We start from the raw sequence: 19191 nt of genomic DNA on the forward strand, positions 1-19191 counted from the left end.
CGCCGACGCGCGGAGGTCGGCGGCGACGCGCCCCCGTAAAGGGACGGCGTTCAGCGGTGAGCGGCCGGAATCGGCCCCAGGAGAGACCGGGGCTGGCGGCCCCGGAGGGGACCGGAATGTCCGAGGAAGGAACCAGGCACAGCAGAAGGGACCGGACACGCCCCGGACAGCCGCCCGGGACCGCCCGACGGAGGCCCGGCACGGACCCGACGGAGACCGGGCACCCCGGCGGAGGCGGGGAGACCCGCGGAGCCGGGCACGGGTCCGGCAGGGGCCGGAACAACCCCGCAGAGACCGGCCACAGACCCGACGTGGGCCGGAGACCCCACAGAGCCGGGAACCGGCAAGGGTCCGGGATGGCCCCCCGGGAGGGGTCCGGCCAGGGTCCGGCAGGCCTGCACAGCCGGCAACCGATCCCGCAGAGCCGGGCACGGACCCGGCGGGTTCCGGTACGACCCCGCAGAGCCGGGCACGGATCCGTCCGGGACGCCGCAGAGCCGCGCACCGACCCGGCCGGGAGGCTCGCAGAGCCAGCGGCCCTGCAGGGTCCGGGAGGCCCCGCAGGGATCAGGAACGGACCCGGCGGGCGCCGGGAGGCGACGCCGAGACCAGGTTCCGGCAGGCGCCGGGAGGGCTCCGGATGGTGGGGTGGGAGGGCTAGGAGTGGCCCAGTTCCGCGGTGTCCTCGTCCGTTTTCTCCGGGACCGAACCCGAGTCCGCCGCCGGGCGGAGGGGGAACGGGTCGACCCGGGTCTCGTCGATCACCGGCGGAGCGGGCCGCGGGGGCGTCGGCATGACCGCCGCCTCCGAGTGGCCGCCGCAGCCGTACGCCAGGGAGACCACCCGGCCGTCGGCCGGGGAGAACTCGTTGGCGCAGACGCCGAAGGCCTGCCCGAGGGAGCCGCCGATCGGAGTGAGGAAACCGCAGCTCACACAGGACGCGGGGGCTGCCTGGGCCATGGGCGTCTTGGGGCCGAAGCCGTCCTCCCAGCGGTCGGCCGCGGTGTGCAGACCGTAGCGGGACAGGACCCGGGCACGACGCAGGCCCAGTTCCTCGGCCACCGCGGCGATGGTGCCCCGGCGCGGAGCCGACGGCAGGGCCGCGGGCGGGGCCGGCGTGACCTCCGCGTCCTCCGCCTCCACCAGCTCGGCCATCTCCTCGGAGAGGGGCGAGTTCGGCGTCGGCTCGTCCGAGTCGAAGTAACCCGGCTGGAGGCGCGGATCGTCCTCACCGGTGTAGCCGGGCTCCAGACGCAGGTCCTCCGCGTCCGTGGGGAGGAGATCGCCGGGGCCCATGTCGCCGGGGCGCAGACGGTCGCTCCACGGAACCCATTCGGGGGCCAGGACCGCGTCCGGGCCGGGCAGCAGGACCACCTCGTCGAGCGTGACGACCTTGGCGCGCGAGGCCCGTGCCACCGTCGCCGCCCAGCGCCAGCCGCGGTAGCCCAGTTCCTTGCACTCGAAGTAGTGGGTGACCACCCGGTCGCCCTCGGAGACAAGCCCCGCATGCTCGCCGACCACGCCGGGGGCGGCTGCCTCCTCGGCTGCGGCGCGTGCGAGGTCGACGGCCTCGGCGCACAGGCGGTCGGGGGTGCGGCTTCGCGTGGTCGCTGCGCTCACAGGTATCGCTTCTCTCCTACGCCGTCTCTCGGTGCGCCGGCCTGAAGGCGGCGGGTGCGGACGGAGCGGCTGGGGTTACCTCCCAGGCTCTTCAAGCACTGGGGGAGTGCCGCGTCGACGTCCGCGCCCGATCGCGCTCGGGCGCACCTGCTGTCATCCATTCTGCGGGATGGCCGGGAGGCGCGCGGCCGAGAACAATCGCCACGGCGCGCTACGCACGCTACCTGCTCGCGGACGCTCGGCCTACACCGACGGGACGTTTCCCGCTCACAGAAGCCGCCGAACCACCGCCGAACCCTCTCCCGACCGGCCCGGCACGGCGACGATCACACGCCCATACGCGCGGTAACCGCACTACGTACCGCTTTTACGGGGCACTATGACGGGGTGGCAGCCGCGAGGACACCCCAGGGCGCCACCGGGATCGGTGCGACGAAGGGGAACAAGGGGAGGAGCCGGGTGAGCGGTTCGGGCCGGATGAGCGGGTCCGTCCGCGCGGTCGGCCGTGCCCTGCACTTCCCGTTCACCGGTACCGCCCGCGGGATCCGGAAGGCCACCCACGCGCACGGCGCCGGCGAGTCCGGCCTCGGCAAGCTGATCGAGCTGCACGGCGTGAACGGCGCCGGCGATGTCATGATCACCATCGCGCTGGCCTCCACCGTGTTCTTCTCGGTGCCCACCGACGAGGCCCGCGGGCGCGTCGCGTTGTACCTCGCGATCACCATGGCCCCCTTCACGGTCCTCGCTCCGGTGATCGGCCCCCTGCTGGACCGGCTCCCGCACGGGCGGCGCGCGGCCATGGCCGGGTCCATGCTCGCCCGGGCGCTCCTCGCGCTCGTGCTGTCCGGGGCCGTGGCCACCGGCAGCATCGAGATGTATCCGGCGGCCCTCGGCGTGCTCGTCTCCTCCAAGGCGTACGGGGTGGTCAGAAGCGCCGTGGTGCCCCGGCTGCTGCCGCCCAGGTTCTCCCTGGTCAAGGCCAACTCACGGGTCACCCTCGGCGGTCTGCTCGCCACCGGTATCGCCGCGCCCGTCGGGGCCGGACTGCAGGCCCTCGGACCGCGCTATCCGCTCTACGGCGCCTTCCTGATCTTCGTGGCCGGTACGTTCCTGTCCTTCTCGCTGCCCCGCAAGGTGGACTCCGCCAAGGGCGAGGCCGTGGCGCTGCTCGCCGCCGACGAGCAGCATCTGCACGGCCCGCACCGGCAGCCGGTGAAGCGGCCGGGCCTCAGGACCGTCGGCATCGCCGTCACCCACGCCCTGGCGGCCAACGCGGCGCTGCGCTGGCTGTCCGGGTTCCTGACCTTCTTCCTGGCGTTCCTGCTGCGCGAGCACCCGCTGACCGGGCAGAGCGCGGCGGTGTCGCTGGGCATGGTGGCGGTGTCGGCGGGTGTGGGCAACGCGCTCGGTACGGCGGTGGGGGCGTGGCTGCGTTCCAAGGCGCCGGAGCTGATCATCGTGACGGTCGTCGCCGTCGTGCTGGGCGCTGCGATCACCGCCGCGGTGTTCTTCGGGGCGTTCCTGGTGGCGTGCATGGCGGCGATCGCCGGGTTCTCGCAGGCCCTGGCCAAGCTGTCGCTGGACGCGCTGATCCAGCGGGACGTGCCGGAGCTGGTGCGCACCTCGGCGTTCGCCCGCTCGGAGACGCTGCTCCAGGTGTGCTGGGTGTTCGGCGGCGCGGTCGGCATCGTGATGCCGCTGAACGGCACGCTGGGCCTGTCGGTGGCCGCCGCGGTGATCGCGCTGGGCTGGCTGACGACGGTCCGCGGTCTGCTGTCCTCGGCGCGTCACGGGAGCGGTGCGAAGCCCCGCGTGGCGTAACCGCGTGGCGTAACACACAGCCACGCCGCCCCCCACGTAAAGAGACGGCCGGGCGTGCCCGATAGCCTTCCGCCATGACCACGATGCCCCGCGGCGGAGCCGCTGATGTACCTGGCGTTGCGCGACGCCGCCGCGTCGTCGCCGCCGCCGGCGCCGTTTCCGCCGGACTGCTCGTCCTGGCGGCCTGCGACAAGCCGACGCCGCTCTCCACGATCACCGTCGGCCGTACCTCCGTCAGCTCCGAGGCCACCTGTGGCGGGGAGGGTGACACCCTCCAGGCCGCCGCGCTGACCAAGTGCCTCGCGGACAAGGACATCAAGTCGATCACCGTCGACCCGGACGAGACCGTCCGCTTCGGCGTCGACCCCGATGTGGCCGACAAGCGCTGGACGATCCTGATGAACGGTCAGCCGCTCACCGAGGACAGCGACAAGACCTACCGCACGATCCCGGGCAGCGTGTTCTTCAACGCCCAGTACGGCGCCCAGGGCGACTCCACCCTCGTCTCCATCAAGGCCGGCGACGGGAAGAAGGACAGCCAGGCGGTGACCGGCCTGTGGTCGTTCAAGCTCAAGAAGGACGACTGACCACGTCCGGCAACCGTGTCCTCGTGGCCACCGCGGTCCCCGCCGAACGGGACGCGGTGGCAGGGGCGCTGTCCGGGCCCGGCCGTGAGGTACGGCTGCCCGGGGTGACCCTGCACCGCGCGGACGAGCCCTGTGACCTCCTCGCCGCCGGGGTCGGCCCGGCCCTGGCCGCCGCCTCCGTCTCGGCCGCCCTCACGGCCGCCGCGCTGAGCGGCGACCCCTACGGCCTGGTCGTCTCGGCGGGCATCGCCGGCGGCTTCGCGCCCGCCGCTCCGGTCGGCTCCCTGGTCCTCGCCGACGAGATCACCGCCGCCGACCTGGGCGCCGAGACCGCCGACGGCTTCCTGCCCGTCACCGAGCTGGGCTTCGGCACCGTCACCCACCGTCCGCCCGAGTCCCTCGTACGAGAGACCGCGGCCGCCACCGGAGCGCTGACCGGCGTCGTCCTGACCGTCTCGACGGTCACCGGGACCGCCGCCCGGGCCGCCGCCCTGCGCGCGCTGCACCCGCGTGCCCTCGCCGAGGCGATGGAGGGCTTCGGGGTCGCCGAGGCCGCCGCCGCGCACGGCGTGCCCGTGCTGGAGATCCGCGCGGTCTCCAACCCCGTCGGCCCGCGCGACCGCGACGCCTGGCGCATCGGCGCCGCGCTCGCCGCCCTGACCACGGCCTTCGGGAAGCTCACACCCGTCCTGGAGAGTTGGAACCCGCATGACCGGTGACGATCTGAAGATCGCGTACTCGCCCTGCCCGAACGACACGTTCGTCTTCGACGCCCTCGCCCACGGCCGGGTGCCGGGCGCGCCCGGATTCGACGTGACGTTCGCGGACATCGACATCACCAACGGCATGGCCGAGCGCGGTGAGTTCGACGTGCTGAAGGTGTCGTACGCCGTGCTGCCGTACGTCCTCGACGAGTACGCGCTGCTGCCCTGCGGGGGCGCGCTGGGCCGGGGCTGCGGCCCGCTGGTGCTGACGCGGGAGGGCGGTGAGGACGGGGGCGCCTCCGACGCCGCCGGCGGTGGGGTGCTGACCGGCCGCAAGGTCGCCGTGCCGAGCGAGAGGTCGACGGCGTACCTGCTGTTCCGGCTCTGGGCGGCGGAGCGGGTGCCGGGTGGCGTCGGCGAGATCGTGGTCATGCCGTTCCACGAGATCATGCCGGCCGTGCGGGACGGAAAGGTCGACGCGGGGCTGGTGATCCACGAGGCCCGCTTCACCTACCGCGACTACGGGCTGCACAAGCTCGCGGACATGGGCGAGCACTGGGAGTCCACGACCGGCCTGCCGATCCCGCTCGGCGCCATCATCGCCAAGCGCTCACTGGGCACGCGGACCCTCACCCGGCTCGCCGACTCGATCCGTACCTCCGTGCGCGCCGCCTGGGACGCCCCCGAGGTGTCCCGCCCGTACGTCATGGAACACGCCCAGGAAATGGACCCGTCCGTCGCCGACCAGCACATCGGTCTGTACGTCAACGAGTTCACGGCGGACCTGGGCGAGGACGGCTATGCGGCGGTCAGGGGATTGCTGACACGCGCGGCGGCCGAGGGGCTGTTGCCGCCCCTCGGCCCGGATGCACTCGATTTCCCGTAACGCCCTCGGCGGATAGCGATTTTCCGTCGGCCGGTACCGGTCAGACGTCCAACTGGTCGGCGACCGCGCGCAGCAGTCCGGCAATCTGCTTGCCGGAGGTCTTCTCCGGGTAACGGCCCTTCTCGAGCATCGGTGTGATGTTCTCGAGGAGGGTGGTCAAGTCCTGGACGATGGAGGCCAGTTCGTCGGGCTTCTTGCGCTGTGCGGCGGCGACCGAAGGGGTCGGGTCGAGAATGACGACGGAGAGGGCCTGGTCGCCGCGCTGTCCGGCGACGACGCCGAACTCCACTCGCTGACCCGGCTTCAGTGCCTCGACTCCGGCAGGCAGGACGGAGGAATGGACGAAGACGTCACCGCCGTCGTCACGGGAGAGAAAGCCGAAGCCCTTCTCGCTGTTGAACCACTTGACCTTGCCGGTAGGCACGTCTGTCCTCGTCCTCGTACTCGTCGGAAAGCTGCTTCTCGACACCGAAACAGCTCTGAACGGCTCTGGATAGCACTCGGGCGGGTCGACCACGACCCGCCGGTACCAAGGCTAATGGTCTTCGGGCCGGTGACAAGACGTCCCCCGGTTGTTCCTTCGCGCAGGGAACTACCCTGGTCCGGTGCGTGACAAAACCCAAACGAATTCCGCCGCCCCCGGTGACCGGCTGATCCGTGCCGGCGCCATCGTGTTCTTCGTGGGCGCCGTGGCCACACTGGTCACAGTCGCCCCACTCCTCCTCGATACGACGCCTTTTCCGACGTACATGTTCGGCTTGAGCATGCTCATGGGCGTCGGATTCCTCGTCGCGGGCGCCGGCGTCCTGCAATCGGTCGCCGCGGGCCGTCGTCAGGCGCGGGGTGCCGCGCGGTAGGCCTTCAGGTGACCGGTGAGCCAGGCCGGGAATTCGGTGAGGTCGGCGAGCACCACATCCGCACCGGCCGTCCGCAGTTCCTCCGCATCGATCGGCCCGGTCGGCACGGTCACCGACAGCGCCCCGGCGGCGCGCGCGCCCCGTACGTCGCCCACGTGGTCGCCGACGTAGACGCTCGCGCCGTGCTCACGCAGCGCCTCCGCCTTCTGTTCGGCCCACAGGTTGCCGATGACCGCGTCGGGATCGAGGCGCAGATGCTCCACCTGGAGCTTGGCGTTGGGCTCGTGCTTGGCCGTGACGACGATCGCCCGCCCGCCCGCCGCCCGCACCGCCGCGATCGACTCGCGGGCGCCTGGCAGCGCGGTCGCGCCGGTGACGCCGTGCTCGGGGTACAGCGAGCGGTACAGGTCGGCGACGGCCGCGACCCGCTCCGCCGGGTACCAGTGGGCCAGCTCGGTCTCGGGCGGCGGCCCGAGCCGGGTGACCACCAGGTCGGCGTCGATGTACGTCCCCGTACGCTCGGCGAGCGCCACATAGGTGGCGCGGATACCGGCCCGGGAGTCGATGAGGGTCATGTCGAGGTCGAAGCCGACGGTGATCACGGGTGACGTCATGCGGCCCATTCTGCCTGGCCGCTACATCCGTCCTACCTCGGCTTCTGTGACCGCCAGACCAGGAACAGCGCCGACGCCACGGCCGCGCCCCGGATCACCCACGGCCAGGTCTGCGCGACGGCGTCGTTCATGTGCCCGTCCGCGATGGGGTCGCCCCAGCGTCCCTCGGACCGCCCCCACAGCCAGACGAGCCCGGCCGTGAGCGCGAGCCCCGGCAGCCACATGACGGCGAACTTCGTCTCCCGTTCGGTCAGCCGGCGCGAGGCGTAGGCGAGGAGCCACCCCAGGATCAGCCCGAACCAGTTACCGAGCACCGCGCCGACGATCAGACAGCCGGCGGCGATCAGCAGCAGGGGGTTGCTCCAGCGGGCCCGCTCACCGGAGGGCGAGCGCCGAAGGACACGGAACCGACGCCGCCGAGGCCTGGCGTCGCCCTCGTCCGCCCCCGGCTCCCCCTCGCCCTCGTCCTCCTCCGGTACCTCCCGCTCCTCCTCCGGTTTCCCGGGCCGCGGAGGCTTGAGCAGGTCCGGGATCTCCACTCCGCCGACGAACCCCGGCACGTCCTCGCCGATGCCCAGCGGAGTCGGTTCGTTCAGCCACCAGTCGGGCGTCTCACGGCTGTCGCCCAACTCGTGCGCGGGGGCGCGGTGCGGCGGGGACGCCACGTCGGAGGGGGCGGCGGGAGGCGGCGCGCCGGTCCGGGGCCGCGGCACGACCCGCCGGATCCCCTTCGGCCGCTCCGGCTCCTCCTCGCGGTCGCGCTGCGCGGGCACGGAGGGCGCCGGCGTCTGCGGCGCGTCGCCGGCGCGGTCGGCCGCGGCCGCGACGATGTCGTCCGGGCTGCCGAGGCGGTCGATGATGCGGCGCACGGCGGCGGGCGAGTCGACGACCGCCTTCGCGCGGCGCCGGTCGATCTCGTTGCGCAGCTCGGAGACGAGCCGCATCCGCGCGGCCGACGACAACTGCCGCTGCTGCGCGACGTCCCCGACCCGGCTCAGATACTCGTAGACGACTTGGTCGCTCTCGATCCCCACGGGAAGAAGCTACCGCTTCCCCTCACTCCCACCGCTTCCTCCGGACCGACAGGCCCCGGGGGTCGAGGAGAGGCGGAACGCCCGCGGTCGAGCACGGGTCCGGACCTTCCAGCCCGTCCGGCGATCGCGGACGAGGCCCGCTCAGGGCCGATACCGGGGTCTGGGGGCGGAGCCCCCGGGGGACGCCAACCGCTACCGTGGGCAAGATGAGCACCGAGGACCAGCGGGCCCCCCGCTCCCTAGCGGCAGCGCTCCGCGCCCGGGACGACACTTCCCTTGCCGCACTGCTGCGCGCCCGCCCCGACCTCATCACCCCGGTCCCCACCGACCTCACCCAGCTCGCCACCCGCGCCGGCACCCGCGCCTCCGTCGTCCGCGCGCTGGAACGGCTCGACCGGTTCGCCCTCCAGACCGCGGAGGCGCTGGCCGTGGCCGGCGACCCGGCGACGTACACCGAACTGCTCGGGCTGATGGCCGGCGACGACGGCGACCAGGCGGTCGCCGACGCCCTGCCCGGCGCCCTGACGGCCCTGCGGGAACAGGCCCTGGTCTGGGGCGACGAAGGCAGCCTCCGCCTCGTCCGCACCGCCCGTGAACTGCTCGCGCCGTCCGCGCAGCACCCGTCCCCCACCGGGCTCGGGCCGAGCGTGCGGGAGGCGACCGCGGGCATGTCGCCGGGCCGGATCCAGGAGCTGGTGGCGACCGCCGGGCTGCCGTCCACGCACGACTCGGTGTCCGCCGTCGGCGCGCTCACCGCCCTGTTCACGCACCGCAAGAAGATGACCGCCCTGCTCGCGAAGGCGCCCGCCGACTCCGTCGACGTCCTGAGACGGCTGATGTGGGGGCCACCGTACGGGCAGATCACGGCCGATCCGGCGGCGCGACTGCGCTGGCTGCTCGATCGCGGGCTGCTGCTGCCGACGGCGCCCGGGACCGTCGTACTGCCCCGCGAGGTCGCCCTGCATCTGCGCGAGGGCCGGGCCCACCGCACGGCCGAACCCGTGCCGCCCACCGTCGAGGCGGTCGCCACGCATCGCCCCCAGGTGGTGGACGCGACGGCCGCCGGGCAGGCGTACACGACGCTGGCGACCGTGGAGGAGCTGCTGAAGGACTGGCACGAGGGCGGCCCCGCGGTCCTGCGGGCCGGCGGGCTGAGCGTGCGCGACCTGAAGCGGACGGCCGTCGCCCTCGACGTGTCCGAGCCGATGGCCGCGTTCTGGGTCGAGCTGGCGTACGCGGCCGGGCTGCTCGCCTCCGACGGGGAGGCCGACGAGCGGTACGCGGCCACCCCGGAGTACGACGAGTGGCTGCAGCGGCCGCCCGCCGACCGGTGGGCGCAGCTCGCGCAGGCGTGGCTGTCGGCGACCCGGACGTCCGGGGTGGTCGGCGGCCGTGACCTCAAGGAGCGGGCCCTGTCGGCGCTGGGACCGGGCCTGGACCGGTCGGCCGCGCCCGAGGTGCGCCATCGGGTGCTGACCCTGCTGGCCGGGCTGCCCGAGGGTGCCGTCCCGGACCCGGAGGCGGTGCTGGCCCGGCTGCGCTGGGAGCGCCCGCTGCGCGGACCGCAGGGCCGGCAGAGCCCCCAGGGTGCGCAGGCACAGCAGGGGCAGCAGGCCCAGCAGGCCCAGCAGGGGCAGGGACAGCAAGGTGTGCAGGGCACTCAGGGCGCTCAGGGCGACGACGACCTGCGCTCCCGGCTGGCCCGCTGGACCCTGACGGAGGCCGAACTCCTGGGCGTGACCGGCCGGGGCGCGCTGTCGGCGCACGGACGGGCCCTGCTGGGGGCGAGGCCCGCGCCCGAACCGGCCACCGCCGGGGCCGCCACCACCCCTACCCCCACCTTCACTCCCGCCGCGCAGGACGACCCGGCCGGTCACGCCCAGGAGCTCGGCCCCGGCGACAAGCTGCCCGCACGGCACCGCGCGGCCGCCGCCGGATCCCCGGCCACGCCCCTCTCACCTCCCGAGCAGGCCGTCGCCACCGCGGCGGCCGCCCGTCTGCTCGCCCCGCTGCTCCCCGAGCCGCTGGACCACGTCCTGCTCCAGGCCGACCTGACCGCGGTCGCCCCCGGCCCGCTGCGGCGCCCGCTGGCCGACGTGCTGAGTGTCCTCGCGGACGTCGAGTCCAAGGGCGGCGCGACCGTCTACCGCTTCACCCCCGGCTCGGTGCGCCGCGCTCTGGACGCCGGACGCAGCGCCTCCGACCTGCACGCCTTCCTCGCCGAGCACTCCCGTACGCCGGTGCCGCAGCCACTGACGTACCTGATCGACGACGTGGCCCGTCGGCACGGGCATCTGCGGGTGGGCGCGGCCTCGGCCTACGTCCGCTGCGACGACGACGCCCTGCTGAACGAGATCCTCGCCGACAAGCGCGCCGCCGCCCTGCGCCTGCGCCGCCTGGCGCCGACGGTGCTCGCGACCCAGGCCGACCCGGCGGCCCTCCTCGAGGGCCTGCGCGCGATGGGCTTCGCGCCCGCCGCCGAGTCGGCCGAGGGGGACGTCCTGATCACCCGCGCCCATGCCCACCGCACCCCGCCCCGCACGGCCCCCGAGCCGGTGCCGGACGGTCCGCCGGTGCCCGACAGCACGCTGCTCACCGCGGCGATCCGCGCGATCAGGGCCGGCGACCTGGCCGCCACGACCCCCCGCAAGCCGACGGAGGACGCCGCCCCGCTCGCCCCCGGCGAACTCCCCCGGACCAGCTCCGCCGAGACCCTCGCCACCATGCAGGCCGCCGTCCTCACCGGCGAGGCCCTGTGGATCGGCTACGTCAACGCCGAGGGCACCTCGAGCCAGCGCGTCATCGCCCCGGTCCGGGTGGAGGGCGGCTTCGTGACGGCGTACGACCACACGGCGGACGAGGTCCGCACCTATCCACTGCACCGGATCACCGGCGTGGCGGAACTGGCGGACGACTGAACCCGGCCGGTCAGCACTCGCCGATCGAGGCGTCCGCCGGCAGGCCGAAGTGGGCGCGGGCCGTGGCCTCCAGGGCGTGGGACGACATCGGGTCCTGGAGGGAGGACCGGGTGAAGACCCCGAAGTGGGACTCCGTCCACCGCCCGTATCCGTCGCCGTCCGGCGGCTCCTCCCGGGCGACGACCCGGTAGCCCCCGGCCGCCGCCTCGTCCCGCTCCAGCCGCACCACCTGCGGATACTGTCCGGCCCCGCACTCGACGAGGCTGTCGTCCCGCACCCCGTACTCGACGCACAGCGTGTTGACGCCGGCCCGGACCACGCCCGCGTGCTCCTCCAGTTCGAGCGCCTCCGCCCGGCAGAACCAGCGCGCCTCGAGCGCGGGCACGGTCTCGCCGTAACCGCTCCCCGAGGACTCCGCCGCGATCCTGGCCTCGATCACCGGCCGTACCTCGCTCCACAGCCGCCCGTCGATGTCCGCGGGCCACATCACCCAGGTGCCCGTGGCCGCCAGCACCGCCGCGGCTCCCACGCCGACCGCACCCCTGCGGAACGACAGGACCGACATACCGTGACTCCCCACCGCGTCGCGCCCATCGCGCTGCTCCCCCGGTCAGACCCACGAACGCAGGTCAGGGTTGCGCGGGGCCGCCGGGAAGAAGCGCGCCACCGCTACGGCGCGCCGTACGGCACACTGGAGGTTTGGCCCGTGCGGAAGGGATGGCGTACGTGAACGGACCGCTGATCGTCCAGTCGGACAAGACTCTGCTCCTGGAGGTCGACCATGAGCAGGCGGACGACTGCCGTCGCGCCATCGCGCCGTTCGCGGAGCTGGAGCGGGCGCCGGAGCACATCCACACCTACCGGCTGACCCCGCTGGGCCTGTGGAACGCGCGGGCCGCCGGCCACGACGCCGAGCAGGTCGTGGACGCGCTCGTGCAGTACAGCCGCTACCCGGTACCGCACGCGCTGCTCGTCGACATCGCCGAGACGATGGACCGTTACGGCCGTCTGACCCTGAGCAAGCACCCGGCGCACGGGCTCGTGCTCACCACCACCGACCGGCCGGTACTGGAGGAGATCCTGCGCTCCAAGCGGGTCGCTCCGCTGGTCGGCGTGCGGATCGACCCGGACAGCGTCGCCGTGCACCCCTCCGAGCGCGGGCAGATCAAGCAGACGCTGCTGAAGCTGGGCTGGCCGGCCGAGGACCTCGCGGGGTACGTCGACGGCGAGGCGCACCCGATCGAGCTGGACGAGGACGGCTGGGCGCTGCGGCCCTACCAGAAGCAGGCGGTGGAGAACTTCTGGCACGGCGGCAGCGGGGTCGTGGTGCTGCCGTGCGGTGCGGGCAAGACCCTCGTCGGCGCCGGGGCGATGGCCCAGGCGAAGTCGACCACCCTGATCCTCGTCACGAACACCGTGTCCGCGCGGCAGTGGAAGCACGAGCTGGTGAAGCGGACGTCGCTGACCGAGGAGGAGATCGGCGAGTACAGCGGTACGCGCAAGGAGATCCGGCCGGTCACGATCGCCACCTACCAGGTGCTGACGACCCGGCGGAAGGGCGTCTACCCGCACCTGGAGCTGTTCGACTCCCGGGACTGGGGGCTCATCCTCTACGACGAGGTGCATCTGCTGCCGGCGCCGGTCTTCAAGTTCACGGCGGATCTCCAGGCGCGCCGCCGCCTCGGGCTGACCGCGACGCTCGTGCGCGAGGACGGCCGCGAGTCGGACGTGTTCTCCCTGATCGGGCCGAAGCGGTTCGACGCGCCGTGGAAGGAGATCGAGGCGCAGGGCTACATCGCGCCCGCCGACTGCGTCGAGGTCCGCGTCAACCTGACGGACTCCGAGCGGCTGGCGTACGCGACCGCCGAGGCGGAGGAGAAGTACCGCTTCTGCGCGACGACGGCAACGAAGCGGAAGGTGACGGAGGCGCTCGTCCGCCGCTTCGCGGGACAGCAGATCCTGGTCATCGGCCAGTACATCGACCAGCTGGACGAGCTGGGCGAGCACCTGAACGCCCCCGTGATCAAGGGCGAGACCTCCAACGCCCAGCGCGAGAAGCTCTTCGACGCCTTCCGGGAGGGCGAGATCAGCGTGCTGGTGGTGTCCAAGGTCGCGAACTTCTCGATCGACCTGCCGGAGGCCACGGTCGCCATCCAGGTCTCGGGCACCTTCGGCTCCCGCCAGGAGGAGGCCCAGCGTCTGGGCCGTGTCCTGCGCCCCAAGGCGGACGGCCACCAGGCCCACTTCTACTCGGTGGTGGCACGGGACACCCTCGACCAGGACTTCGCCGCGCACCGCCAGCGCTTCCTGGCCGAACAGGGCTACGCGTACCGGATCATGGACGCGGACGAGCTGCTCGCGGGTGAGGCCTGAGTCACCTGCGGCGGCGGACGCCCGCTTCCTCGCCGTACTCGCCCAGGATGATCACGTCGAAGGCGGCGCCCGCGAAGACCTTCACGGCGCGCAGGGCGTCGCCGAGCCGGTGGCGGTGCAGGTCTGGCGTGTCGGACAGGGAGGTCGCGCCGGACGGGCGACCGGGGGCCGGGGTGAGGGTCGCTGCACTCATGTCTCCATGATGGACTCCGGGGCATAAAGCGGGCATCGGTCCCAGGTCCCCTTTCGGCGTACTACTCCGGTACACCTGTGGGCGGGGGTCTCCCCTACGGGACGGGCGAGGTCGGGTAGGGGTACGAAGCGCTTCCACGGGCTCGGCGAGGATCCCCACCCCGGAGCTCGGGCGGGTCCCCTCGGGGGCGCGAGCGAGTCCCCTCGGGGGCTCGAGCGGATAAATGCGTTGGCACGCCCCTCCGCCGTTCACCTACAATCTCCGCTCTTGCCCGCCTCCCTTCCCGGAGTGCCGCCGTCCGGACGGAAACCGGACGGACCCACCGCAGCGCCCCCCTCAGCCGGTCCGGAGGCACCCCCTTGTCCACGCCGTCCACGCCGTCCATGCCGTCCACGCCGTCCACGCCTGTCGACGACGATCCGCTCGCCCGCGAACGCGCCCACCTCGCCTCCTCCCGGGCTGCCCTGCGTGCCATGCGCGAGGACGCCGAGTCCCTCGACATCAGCGACGTCACCGCGAACTGGGTCAACGCCCAGATCCTGGAGCGCCAGATCGGAGAGCGGATCAAGGCGCTGGCCGACCTCAGCGACACCCCGCTGTTCTTCGGCCGGCTCGACTACCTGCACGCTCCCGGCGCCGAGCAGGCGGAGGGCGCGGAGGGGGAGCAGTTCTACATCGGGCGTCGGCATGTGCACGACGGCGACGGCGACCCGATGGTCATCGACTGGCGGGCGCCGGTCTCGCAGCCGTTCTACCGGGCCTCGAAGAAGGATCCGATGGACGTCGGCCTGCGTCGGCGCTTCGGTTACACCGGTGGCGACCTCACCGCCTACGAGGACGAGCACCTGTCCGACCCGGCGGAGGCGGCGCGGACCAGCAAGCTGCTCCAGCGGGAGATCGAGCGGCCCCGTGTCGGACCGATGCGGGACATCGTCGCCACCATCCAGCCCGAGCAGGACGAGATCGTGCGCAGCGGGCTGGGCGGCACCGTCTGTGTCCAGGGAGGGCCGGGGACCGGTAAGACGGCCGTCGGTCTGCACCGGGTGGCGTATCTGCTGTACGCCCACCGCGAGCGGCTCGCCCGCACCGGCACGCTGGTCATCGGGCCGAACCGGTCCTTCCTCCACTACATCGAGCAAGTGCTGCCCGCACTGGGTGAGTTGGCGGTGCGCCAAGGCACGGTCGACGACCTGGTGGCCCATGTGGAGGTGCGCGGCACGGACGAGGCGGCCGCGGCGGTCGTCAAGGGTGACGCGAGGATGGCGGAGGTGCTGCGGCGTGCCGTGTACTCGCACGTCGCCATGCCGAGCGAACCGCTCGTCGTCGTGCGCGGCTCGCGGCGGTGGCGGCTTCCGGCGTACGAACTCGAGGAGATGGTGCGGGAGTTGCTGGACCGGGACATCCGCTACGGCGCCGCCCGCGAGGCTCTGCCGCAGCGCATCGCGCACGCCGTCCTGGTGCAGATGGAACGCTCGGGGGAGGCCCCGGACGACCGGGTGCAGGACGCCGTCGCCCGCAACAGCGCGGTGAAGGCGGCCGTGAAGGAGGTCTGGCCGGCCGTCGATCCGGCGAAGCTGGTGCTGCGGCTGCTCACGGACGCGGACTTCCTCGCCGAGCACGCGAAGGGTGTGCTGAGCGAGGACGAGCAGAAGACGATCCTGTGGGGGTCGGCGGGCTCGGGCAGAAGGCCGGCCCGGTCCGTGAAGGCGGCGAGATGGTCGGCTGCGGACGCGGTGCTGATCGACGAGGCGACCGACATCGTCGAGCGCACCCCCTCCCTCGGGCATGTGGTCCTGGACGAGGCGCAGGATCTGTCCCCCATGCAGTACCGGGCGGTCGGCCGTCGCTGCACGACGGGTTCGGCGACCGTGCTCGGCGACCTGGCGCAGGGCACCACCCCGTGGGCCACCCGGAGCTGGCAGGAGGCTCTCCTTCACCTGGGCAAGGCGGACGCGGTGATCGAGGAACTGACGGCCGGTTTCCGCGTGCCGACGGATGTCATCACCTACGCCTCCCGGCTGCTCCCGCACATCGCGCCGGGCCTGACGCCCGTCGCCTCGGTCCGCGAGAACCCCGGCTTCTTCGACCTCCGGCCGGTCGCCGGCGTCGCCGAAACCGTCGAGGCCTGCGAGGAGTTGCTGCGCAACGAGGGCTCGACGGGGCTGATCGCGGCCGATGCCCGGATCCCGGCACTGGCCGAAGCGCTGACCGCGTCGGGCATCGGCCACCTGGCCCCCGGCGAGGAGACCACGGCCGAGACCCGCCTCACCCTGGTCCCGGCCTCACTGGCCAAGGGCCTGGAGTACGACTACGTCGTCCTGGACGAACCCCAGGCGGTGGTCGACGGCGAACCGGACGAGCGGACCGGCCTGCGGCGGCTGTACGTGGCCCTGACCCGAGCGGTCTCCGGCCTGATCGTGACCCACACGGCCCCACTGCCACCCCAGCTCACCTGACCCACCCGGCCCCACGGCCACCCAGCTGACGCGCCCCACCCGGCCCCACGGCCACCCCAGCTCAGGTGCCCGGCCCGAGGCCGACCCCCGGACCCGCGACACCCGACCCCCGGGACCGACCCCCGGGACCGGGCCCCGGACGCACAGCCTCACCGCCGTCGGCCCACCCCGACCGACCGGGGACCGGGCCCCGGGCCCGCGAGGCACCGCCGTCGGCCCACTCGACCGACCGGTAGCGGGGACTCATCGTGCCGTGCACGGCCTCGGGGCCGGGGCGGCCGGGCCGTTCGGCCGGCAGGCCCCGGCACCGGCAGGGACCGGCCGGCACCGGCCCCCGCAGCACCGACGCCGGGCCGGGCCGCGGCCTGCTCGCCCTACGCGGCCGGTTCGCCGTCCACCGTGCGTCGCCACTGCCTCACGGCCTCCGCCGACACGGGCCCGGTCCAGCCGTCCGGTCGGGCCGCGCCGCCGATGTGGAAGGCGTCGATGCCGACGGACCTCAGCACCGGCACATGGTCGAGGCGCAGCCCGCCGCCGACGAGGAGCTGCTGCTCGTAGCCCTGCTCCCCCTGCCGTGCGGCCTCCGCGAGCAGGGTGGGCAGGCCGGTGTCGACGCCGGTGGCGGAACCGGCCGTGAGATAGGTGTCCAGGCCGGGCAGGCCGTCCAGCTGCTTGCGCAGGGCGTCGCGGTCGCCGGAGTGGTCCAGGGCGCGGTGGAAGGTCCAGCGGCAGCCGTCCAGTTCGGCGACGACCCGCTCCACCGCGGCCAGGTCCACCCCGCCCTCCGCGTCGAGGAACCCGAGCACGAACTCGTCCGCGCCGGCCGCCCGCAGCTCACCGGCGACCCGTACCAGGGAGTCGACCTCCGCGGCGGCCCCCGCCGCGAAGCCTTCGGAGCGTCTGAGCATCACGCGCAGGGAGAGGTCGACGGCGGCCCGGATCCCGGCGAAGACCGCGACCGGCGGGGTGAGCCCGTCGGCGGCCATGTCGGTGACCAGCTCGAGGCGGTCCGCGCCTCCCCTCTGGGCGGCGACGGCGTCCTCGGCGTCGAGGGCGATCACCTCCAGAACTGCACGCTTGCTCATGGCACCCCATTCATCGGCTACGTCGGCTTCATCGGGCGACTACAGGTCTAGTCCAATTCAAGAATACGCCGGAGAACCCCGCCCGTACGCGCGACAATGGGCCCATGGCCGATCTCGACGCCCTGCGCACCCGTTTCAGCCACACCCTGGACAGGACCCGGGGCCCGGCCGGTGGCCCGGACCCGGAGCCGTACGCCGACGACCTCCTCGCCCGCTGGCAGGAGCCGCAGCGCCGCTACCACACGCTCACGCACCTCACCGAGGTCCTCGACCGCGTCGACGTCCTCGCGGAGTACGCCGCCGACCCGGACGTCGTCCGGCTGGCCGCCTGGTTCCACGACGCCGTGTATCTGCCCGACCGGTCCGAGAACGAGGAGCGCTCCGCCCGCCTCGCCGAGCGGGCGCTGCCCGAGGCGGGTGTGTCGCCCGAGCGGACCGCCGAGGTCGCGAGGCTCGTCCGACTCACCGTCACCCACGATCCGGCCGACGACGACCTCGACGGCCAGGTCCTGTGCGACGCCGACCTCTCGATCCTCGCCTCGCCGCCGTCCGCCTACGCCGCCTACACCGCCGCCGTCCGCGAGGAGTACCACTTCGTCCCCAGCGACGCCTTCCGGGCCGGCCGGGCGGACATCCTGCGCCAACTCCTCGCCCTGCCGAGGCTGTTCAGGACGTCGTACGCGAACGAGCGGTGGGAGGCCACGGCCCGCTACAACCTGCGGGGCGAACTGGAACTGCTCGCCTCGTGAGCACCCCGCGCATCCCCGCCGAACGCCTCACCCTGGAGGGCGTCACACCCAGCGCCGCCGCCGGACTGCGGGCGGGCGGCGGCGGAGGCTTCACGTGGCTCGACGGCGGACCGTTCGAGGGGACGCGGGACGCCGCGGGAATGATGGTGCGGGCGTTCGTGTCCGGCGTGCACCGGCCGGAGTTCGGCATGTACGTCCTCGTACGGCGGGCGGACGGCCGGGCCGTCGGCAGCGTGTGCTTCCACACGGCTCCGGACGAGGACGGCCGCACCGAGATCGGCTACGACCTGGTCGAGGCCGCCCGCGGCCACGGCTACGCGACCGAGGCGCTGCGCGCGCTGGCCGGCTGGGCGCTGGCGCGCGACGACGTACGACGCCTGTTCGCGGTCGTCGAGCGCGCCAACGCCCCCTCCCGCGGCGTGCTGGAACGGGCCGGGTTCGTCAAGGTCGCCGCGGGCGACACGGAGGACGCGTACGAGCTGCGCGGGCGGGAGCACCTGACGTAGATACGCCCGCCCGCCCTCCCTGCCCGCTCTCCCCGGCTGCCGTGTCCGCCCCGGCCGCCCCGGCCGCCCTGTCGGCCGTGCGCCGTGCCCCGCCGTGCCTGCCTCCGCCGCCCTACCCCTCCCGGCCCGCGCCCTTGCGTCTGCGCAGGCCGGCCGCCGTCAGCAGGCGCACCACCTCGCGGCTGCTCACCTCGACCGCGCCGGCCGCCACCACCTCGGCGTAGCGGTGCGACGGGATGTCGTAGTGATCGCGCTCGAAGGCGCGTCGCGGGACGCCCAACTTCTCGGCGAAGACGTGCAGTTCGCCGTACGAGAGGTCGCTCACGAGGTGGGACCACATACGGCCGTGGCCCGGCCAGTCCGGCGGATCGATGTAGACGGTCACGAGAGCCTCACGCGGACGGGTCGCCTCCCAGGGCAGGCCCCAGCGAGCCCACCGAGGCGACCTTCACGCCCGCCTTGTGGCACACCCAGTGCGGGTCGGGACCGAGTTCGGGCTCGACCTCGAGCGCGTGCGGGTCTCCCGAGCCGCAGACCGGGCAGATCGGCCAGCGCCCGTACCGCTCCAGCAGCGCGTCCTGCACGTCCTGCGCCACCAGTCCCGCCACGAACGCGACGCCGTCCGGCCACTGCTCGACCCACCAGCGCCGCTGCACCACGGAGTCCTCGACCAGCGACACCACATCCGCCGCGGCGACCTCGCCGGAGGCCAGATCGGCCAGCACGAGGGCGCGTGCCGTGTGCAACGCCTGTTCCAGAGGGCTGATGGGGTCCATGCACCCATTGTG

General features: G+C 73.5%; 18 protein-coding genes and 1 pseudogene. 10 read left to right on the forward strand and 9 right to left on the reverse strand.

The features are described 5' to 3' along the window. Positions 1-657: 657 nt before the first annotated feature. Positions 658-1620 (reverse strand): DUF3027 domain-containing protein, encoded by a 963-nt coding sequence (locus ASD48_RS08845; RefSeq protein ID WP_057600797.1) that lies wholly within the window; start codon positions 1618-1620, stop codon positions 658-660. A gap of 387 nt (positions 1621-2007) precedes the next feature. Here ASD48_RS08845 and ASD48_RS08850 point away from each other — a divergent pair, with 387 nt between their 5' ends. The 4 genes from ASD48_RS08850 (at position 2008) to ASD48_RS08865 (ending at position 5618) form a co-directional block, all read left to right on the forward strand. Further along, on the forward strand, positions 2008-3441 hold the full coding sequence (locus ASD48_RS08850) for an MFS transporter (RefSeq protein WP_199875682.1): 1434 nt from the start codon (positions 2008-2010) through the stop codon (positions 3439-3441). 74 nt (positions 3442-3515) lie between these two features. Beyond that, entirely contained in the window at positions 3516-4028 is a 513-nt protein-coding gene (locus ASD48_RS08855; RefSeq protein ID WP_057600799.1) for a hypothetical protein, read from the forward strand. A 23-nt stretch (positions 4029-4051) separates the two neighbouring features. Beyond that, a complete protein-coding gene (locus ASD48_RS08860) occupies positions 4052-4747 on the forward strand; it encodes a futalosine hydrolase (protein ID WP_199875683.1) in 696 nt (231 codons plus the stop codon). After that, on the forward strand, positions 4737-5618 hold the full coding sequence (locus ASD48_RS08865; RefSeq protein WP_057600800.1) for a 1,4-dihydroxy-6-naphthoate synthase: 882 nt from the start codon (positions 4737-4739) through the stop codon (positions 5616-5618). The genes ASD48_RS08860 and ASD48_RS08865 overlap by 11 nt, the downstream gene beginning before the upstream one ends. 40 nt (positions 5619-5658) lie before the next feature. On the opposite strand, the gene ASD48_RS45920 is transcribed toward ASD48_RS08865, so the two are convergent. Further along, positions 5659-6042, reverse strand: coding sequence for a cold-shock protein (locus ASD48_RS45920; protein WP_020130260.1), 384 nt, complete (start codon positions 6040-6042; stop codon positions 5659-5661). Between the two features lie 181 nt (positions 6043-6223). Here ASD48_RS45920 and ASD48_RS08875 point away from each other — a divergent pair, with 181 nt between their 5' ends. Further along, a complete protein-coding gene (locus ASD48_RS08875) occupies positions 6224-6475 on the forward strand; it encodes a hypothetical protein (protein ID WP_020130261.1) in 252 nt (83 codons plus the stop codon). On the opposite strand, the gene ASD48_RS08880 is transcribed toward ASD48_RS08875, so the two are convergent. Both ASD48_RS08880 and ASD48_RS08885 read right to left on the reverse strand, forming a co-directional pair. Beyond that, a complete protein-coding gene (locus ASD48_RS08880) occupies positions 6451-7098 on the reverse strand; it encodes a haloacid dehalogenase-like hydrolase (RefSeq protein ID WP_057600801.1) in 648 nt (215 codons plus the stop codon). The genes ASD48_RS08875 and ASD48_RS08880 overlap by 25 nt on opposite strands. Positions 7099-7121: 23 nt before the next feature. Continuing rightward, entirely contained in the window at positions 7122-8123 is a 1002-nt protein-coding gene (locus ASD48_RS08885) for a hypothetical protein (RefSeq protein ID WP_057600802.1), read from the reverse strand. Positions 8124-8329: 206 nt separating this feature from the next. Here ASD48_RS08885 and ASD48_RS08890 point away from each other — a divergent pair, with 206 nt between their 5' ends. Continuing rightward, entirely contained in the window at positions 8330-11041 is a 2712-nt protein-coding gene (locus tag ASD48_RS08890) for a helicase C-terminal domain-containing protein (RefSeq protein WP_057601089.1), read from the forward strand. A gap of 10 nt (positions 11042-11051) precedes the next feature. Here ASD48_RS08890 and ASD48_RS08895 read toward each other — a convergent pair whose 3' ends face one another. Then, positions 11052-11606 carry a hypothetical protein gene (locus tag ASD48_RS08895; RefSeq protein ID WP_199875685.1) on the reverse strand — a complete coding sequence of 185 codons (555 nt, stop codon included), beginning with the start codon at positions 11604-11606 and terminating at the stop codon, positions 11052-11054. A gap of 161 nt (positions 11607-11767) precedes the next feature. Here ASD48_RS08895 and ASD48_RS08900 point away from each other — a divergent pair, with 161 nt between their 5' ends. Beyond that, on the forward strand, positions 11768-13414 hold the full coding sequence (locus ASD48_RS08900; protein WP_057601091.1) for a DNA repair helicase XPB: 1647 nt from the start codon (positions 11768-11770) through the stop codon (positions 13412-13414). Between the two features lies 1 nt (position 13415). On the opposite strand, the gene ASD48_RS08905 is transcribed toward ASD48_RS08900, so the two are convergent. Beyond that, positions 13416-13607: a hypothetical protein gene (locus ASD48_RS08905; protein WP_057600803.1), complete on the reverse strand. Its 192-nt coding sequence runs from the start codon at positions 13605-13607 to the stop codon at positions 13416-13418. Positions 13608-13990: 383 nt separating this feature from the next. On the opposite strand from ASD48_RS08905, the gene ASD48_RS08910 reads away from it, so the two are divergent. After that, positions 13991-16063 (forward strand): UvrD-helicase domain-containing protein, encoded by a 2073-nt coding sequence (locus tag ASD48_RS08910; RefSeq protein ID WP_057600804.1) that lies wholly within the window; start codon positions 13991-13993, stop codon positions 16061-16063. A 374-nt stretch (positions 16064-16437) separates the two neighbouring features. Here ASD48_RS08910 and ASD48_RS08915 read toward each other — a convergent pair whose 3' ends face one another. Beyond that, entirely contained in the window at positions 16438-17148 is a 711-nt protein-coding gene (locus ASD48_RS08915; protein WP_057600805.1) for a copper homeostasis protein CutC, read from the reverse strand. A 104-nt stretch (positions 17149-17252) separates the two neighbouring features. On the opposite strand from ASD48_RS08915, the gene ASD48_RS45090 reads away from it, so the two are divergent. Both ASD48_RS45090 and ASD48_RS45095 read left to right on the forward strand, forming a co-directional pair. Further along, positions 17253-17897, forward strand: a complete 645-nt coding sequence (locus ASD48_RS45090) for a hypothetical protein (RefSeq protein ID WP_057600806.1) — start codon at positions 17253-17255, stop codon at positions 17895-17897. Between the two features lie 11 nt (positions 17898-17908). Then, a pseudogene (locus ASD48_RS45095) lies at positions 17909-18403 on the forward strand (GNAT family N-acetyltransferase); the annotation flags it as partial. A gap of 112 nt (positions 18404-18515) precedes the next feature. Here ASD48_RS45095 and ASD48_RS08930 read toward each other — a convergent pair. Both ASD48_RS08930 and ASD48_RS08935 read right to left on the reverse strand, forming a co-directional pair. Continuing rightward, entirely contained in the window at positions 18516-18788 is a 273-nt protein-coding gene (locus tag ASD48_RS08930; RefSeq protein WP_057600808.1) for a DUF4031 domain-containing protein, read from the reverse strand. 7 nt (positions 18789-18795) lie between these two features. Beyond that, on the reverse strand, positions 18796-19179 hold the full coding sequence (locus ASD48_RS08935) for a hypothetical protein (RefSeq protein ID WP_057600809.1): 384 nt from the start codon (positions 19177-19179) through the stop codon (positions 18796-18798). Between the last annotated feature and the right edge of the window lie 12 nt (positions 19180-19191).

The organism is Streptomyces sp. Root1310, assembly GCF_001426425.1.
GTDB lineage: Bacteria > Actinomycetota > Actinomycetes > Streptomycetales > Streptomycetaceae > Streptomyces.

Coding starts and splice junctions, on each gene's coding strand:
- ASD48_RS08855 (WP_057600799.1), top strand. CDS start 3,516: ATGACCACGATGCCCCGCGGCGGAGCCGCTGATGTACCTGGCGTTGCG.
- ASD48_RS08865 (WP_057600800.1), top strand. CDS start 4,737: ATGACCGGTGACGATCTGAAGATCGCGTACTCGCCCTGCCCGAACGAC.
- ASD48_RS08880 (WP_057600801.1), bottom strand. CDS start 7,098: ATGGGCCGCATGACGTCACCCGTGATCACCGTCGGCTTCGACCTCGAC.
- ASD48_RS08890 (WP_057601089.1), top strand. CDS start 8,330: ATGAGCACCGAGGACCAGCGGGCCCCCCGCTCCCTAGCGGCAGCGCTC.
- ASD48_RS08895 (WP_199875685.1), bottom strand. CDS start 11,606: ATGTCGGTCCTGTCGTTCCGCAGGGGTGCGGTCGGCGTGGGAGCCGCG.
- ASD48_RS08905 (WP_057600803.1), bottom strand. CDS start 13,607: ATGAGTGCAGCGACCCTCACCCCGGCCCCCGGTCGCCCGTCCGGCGCG.
- ASD48_RS08910 (WP_057600804.1), top strand. CDS start 13,991: ATGCCGTCCACGCCGTCCACGCCTGTCGACGACGATCCGCTCGCCCGC.
- ASD48_RS08915 (WP_057600805.1), bottom strand. CDS start 17,148: ATGAGCAAGCGTGCAGTTCTGGAGGTGATCGCCCTCGACGCCGAGGAC.
- ASD48_RS45090 (WP_057600806.1), top strand. CDS start 17,253: ATGGCCGATCTCGACGCCCTGCGCACCCGTTTCAGCCACACCCTGGAC.
- ASD48_RS08935 (WP_057600809.1), bottom strand. CDS start 19,179: ATGGACCCCATCAGCCCTCTGGAACAGGCGTTGCACACGGCACGCGCC.